This window comes from Stenotrophomonas sp. HMWF023 (assembly GCF_003060985.1).
Taxonomy (GTDB): domain Bacteria; phylum Pseudomonadota; class Gammaproteobacteria; order Xanthomonadales; family Xanthomonadaceae; genus Stenotrophomonas; species Stenotrophomonas lactitubi.
Map to the genome: position 1 here is coordinate 1 of NZ_QAIJ01000311.1, position 3,422 is coordinate 3,422.

Genomic DNA, 3,422 nt, shown 5'->3' on the forward strand with positions numbered 1-3,422 from the left:
CCATCGGACTGGCGCAGGTCAATCGTTACAACTTGGCCAAGTATGGTCTGGACTCTTATGAAAAGGCGTTCCAGCAGTGCCCGAACCTACAGGCGGGCTCGCGGATTCTTGCCGAGTGCTACAAGCGCTCAGGAAAGGATTGGGGCAAGTCTTTCAGCTGCTATTACTCGGGCAATTTTGAGACGGGCTTCCGTCACGGCTACGTGCAGAAGGTCTATGACTCGATCCGTCGAGGGCAGCAGGTTGCTTCCAACGGCGTGGCACCCATCGACGTCGTAACCCGTGGAGAGCGCCGTACCGTCAAGGTCGAGCACCATCCTCAGCTCGCCTCACCGGCGCAGGCGCGGATCGTAGCCCAGGCCAACGGCCCGGTCTATGTGCCGTCCAATGATCCAGCTCGAGCCTACACCGTCTATCCCTCCACAGGGGCGATGGCGCGCGGGAGCCTGGTCAACCTCGCTGACCAGGCATTGTCGCGGGTCGTGCTGGGCTCAGTTGACCGCATGATGCAGCCGCAGGCGCAGCCGGAGGGGGGCTACCCGCATCAGCAGGGCTATCCGCAGCAGGCTGCTGCAGGACAGGCGGGTCAGCCGTCGATGATGCCGCAGCAGCTGCCCGGGGCGACGGTCGGCGGCATCGAGAGCCCGGTCATGCTGCAGCCGTGGGGCGAGCAGAACACGCCCGCTACGGCGACCAGCAACATGTATAACGCGCCGGCGCAACAGATGCCGGCGCAGCAGATTCCCCCAGGGGATGCGGCCTTCGTGTTCTGACGAAGTCGTGGTACGGCCAGTCCCCCGGCTGGTCGATTCAGGTGTGTTAGTCCATCAACAAGGAAATCAATCCATGAAGCGATCCAATCTCGACCTCGTCCAGGCCCAGCGTACGCTGAAGACCATGCTGATGGCTGTTGTGTTCGTGGGTACCGTGTTCGCCCCGCAGGCCTTCGCTACCACCGGCGGCGGCGGCGCCACCTACGGCGGTACCGACGGCAAGGTCTGCGGCTTCTTCACCAATATCAATGGCCTGCTGAACATGGCCTCGATTGCGGTGGTGACCATCGCCGTGATCTTCGCCGGTTACCAGATCGCCTTCGCGCACAAGCGCATCGGCGACGTGGCTCCGATCCTGATCGGTGGTGTGCTGATTGGTGCCGCAGGCCAGATCGCCCGCATGCTGCTGGGTGACGAATACGGCAACTGCGACAACGCTGGCACCGGCGGTGGCGGTACCGGTGGCATGGCGTTCCACATCCAGAACGCGATCTCGTACTACCGTGCATAAGAACGTACTGTTCCGGGGTTGCACTCGCCCAGCGATGTTTCTGGGCGTTCCCTACCTGCCATTTTTTATGGTGGCAGGTGGCTTGCTGCTCCTGAGCATGTACACCAACTTCTGGTTCCTGCTGACCATCCCGGTGGCCATCTTCATCATGCGGCAGATGGCCAGGCGTGACGAGATGATCTTCCGGCTGTTGGGCCTGCGGCTATTGTTCAAGATGCGGGTCCGCAACGTGCGCGAACACGATGGCATGTGGGTGTTCAACCCGAATGACTACCGCGACAAGCCGGCCCGAATGGATTGAGGGCCGGATATAGCCAGGCGGGCTCACCACGCCCGCCTGGCCCACTCCGAATTTTCGTCGGCAGTACCCTTTGGAAGCAGTCGTATGTTCAGCCCAGACACATCCATAAGCGAGTTCATTCCCCTGTCGTCGCATGTAGCCCCGAACGTGGTGAAAACCACGGGCGGCGACTACCTGTTGACCTGGCACCTGGAAGGGTTGCCGTTCGTGGGACGCGAGGAATGGGAGCTTGAGCATCGGCACAACACCTTCAATCGGTTGCTGCAGACCCTGCGCGCCCCGGACTTCGTCAATGTTGCCTTCTGGGTGCATGACATCCGCCGCCGCCGCACGCTCAAGGGCAATAGCCACTACAAGCAGCGATTCAACCAGGACGTGTCCGACCAGTACATGGGCATGCTGTCCTCGCAGCGCATCATGCAGAACGAACTGTACCTCACGATGATTTATCGTCCGGTGGTGGCCGGTAAGCGCTTCGTGGAAAAGTCGGCCAATGTCGACAGGCTGCGCGCCGAACAGGAGCAGGCTGTCGAAAAGCTGATGGAACTGGCAGGTAATGTTGAGGCAGTCATCCGTGACTATGCGCCGTACCGCCTCGGGATGTACGAGGCGAAGAACGGCGTGGTGTTCTCCGAGACGCTCGAATTGTTCGGCTATCTGATCAATCGCATCGACGAGCCGGTGCCGGTGCTGTCTGCGCCGGTGAAGGACTATCTGCCGGTCAGTCGGCACATGTTCTCGGCCAAAACTGGCGACTTCGTCATCAATACACCAAACGGTGTAAATCACTTCGGCGCCATTCTGAACATCAAGGAGTATGCCGAAGGCACGTACCCTGGCATTCTCAATGGTCTGAAGTATCTCGACTTCGAGTACGTCATCACCCATTCGTTCAGCCCTATGGGACGTCAGGACGCGCTCAAAGTGCTGGACCGTACCAAGGGCATGATGATTTCTTCCGGCGACAAGGCGGTCAGTCAGATCGTTGAACTTGACCAGGCCATGGATCAGTTGTCCTCGGGCAACTTCGTGCTGGGCGAGTATCACTTCATCATGGCTGTCTATGGCGACAGTCAGGCCAAGCTGTCCCAGAATGTGGCAACCACTCGGGCCGAGCTGTCCAATGCCGGCTTCGTCTCCACCAAGGAAGACCTCGCGGTCACCTCGTCGTTCTATTCTCAGTTGCCGGCAAACTGGCGCTTCCGTACCCGCTTGGCCAATGTCAGCTCACTCAATTTTCTCGGCCTGTCCCCACTGCACAACTTTGCCACCGGCAAGCAGCACAACAACCCTTGGGGCGATTGCGTCACCACGTTGCAGACGACCAACGGCCAGCCGTACTACTTTAACTTCCACGCCACCCACCCATCGGAAAATTCCCTGGGTGAGAAGGCGATCGCCAACACCATGGTGATCGGTAAGTCGGGTACCGGTAAGACCGCGCTGATCAACTTCCTGCTCAGCCAGGTGCAGAAGTACGATCCGTCGCCGACCATCTTCTTCTTCGACAAGGATCGTGGCGCGGAGATCTTCGTGCGTGCCTGTGGTGGCAACTACCTGGCCCTTGAGAACGGTGCGCCGACCGGCTTCAATCCGTTCCAGTGTGAGAACAACGAAGGCAACGTGCAGTTCCTGGCAGACCTGATCAAGGTGCTGGCAGGCAAGCGCGAGTACAGCTCCCGTGAAGAAGAGGATATCTACCGCGCGGTGGAGAGCATGCTCGATACGCCGATGCACCTGCGCAGCATGACCAACTTCCAGAAGAGCCTGCCCAACATGGGCGACGACGGCCTGTACGCACGCATGCGTCGCTGGACTTCGGGCAACTCGCTTGGCT

Annotated in this window: 3 protein-coding genes and 1 pseudogene; all 4 read left to right on the forward strand. The window is 59.9% G+C overall.

The features are described from left to right. A pseudogene (locus DBR20_RS23765) lies at nt 1–341 on the forward strand (transglycosylase SLT domain-containing protein); the annotation flags it as partial. A 505-nt stretch (nt 342–846) separates the two neighbouring features. Continuing rightward, the gene (locus tag DBR20_RS18315; RefSeq protein WP_108267497.1) at nt 847–1,284 is read left to right on the forward strand and encodes a TrbC/VirB2 family protein; all 438 of its coding nucleotides are present in this window, start codon (nt 847–849) and stop codon (nt 1,282–1,284) included. Next, nucleotides 1,277–1,585 carry a VirB3 family type IV secretion system protein gene (locus tag DBR20_RS18320; RefSeq protein ID WP_108267499.1) on the forward strand — a complete coding sequence of 103 codons (309 nt, stop codon included), beginning with the start codon at nt 1,277–1,279 and terminating at the stop codon, nt 1,583–1,585. Before DBR20_RS18315 ends, DBR20_RS18320 begins: the two co-directional genes overlap by 8 nt. A gap of 84 nt (nt 1,586–1,669) precedes the next feature. After that, on the forward strand, nt 1,670–3,422 hold a 1,753-nt coding region (locus tag DBR20_RS18325; RefSeq protein WP_108267501.1), incomplete at its 3' end, for a VirB4 family type IV secretion/conjugal transfer ATPase.

What these genes read in the sequence shown, in the direction of transcription:
- DBR20_RS18315 (WP_108267497.1), top strand. Translation starts at nt 847, where the DNA reads ATGAAGCGATCCAATCTCGACCTCGTCCAGGCCCAGCGTACGCTGAAG.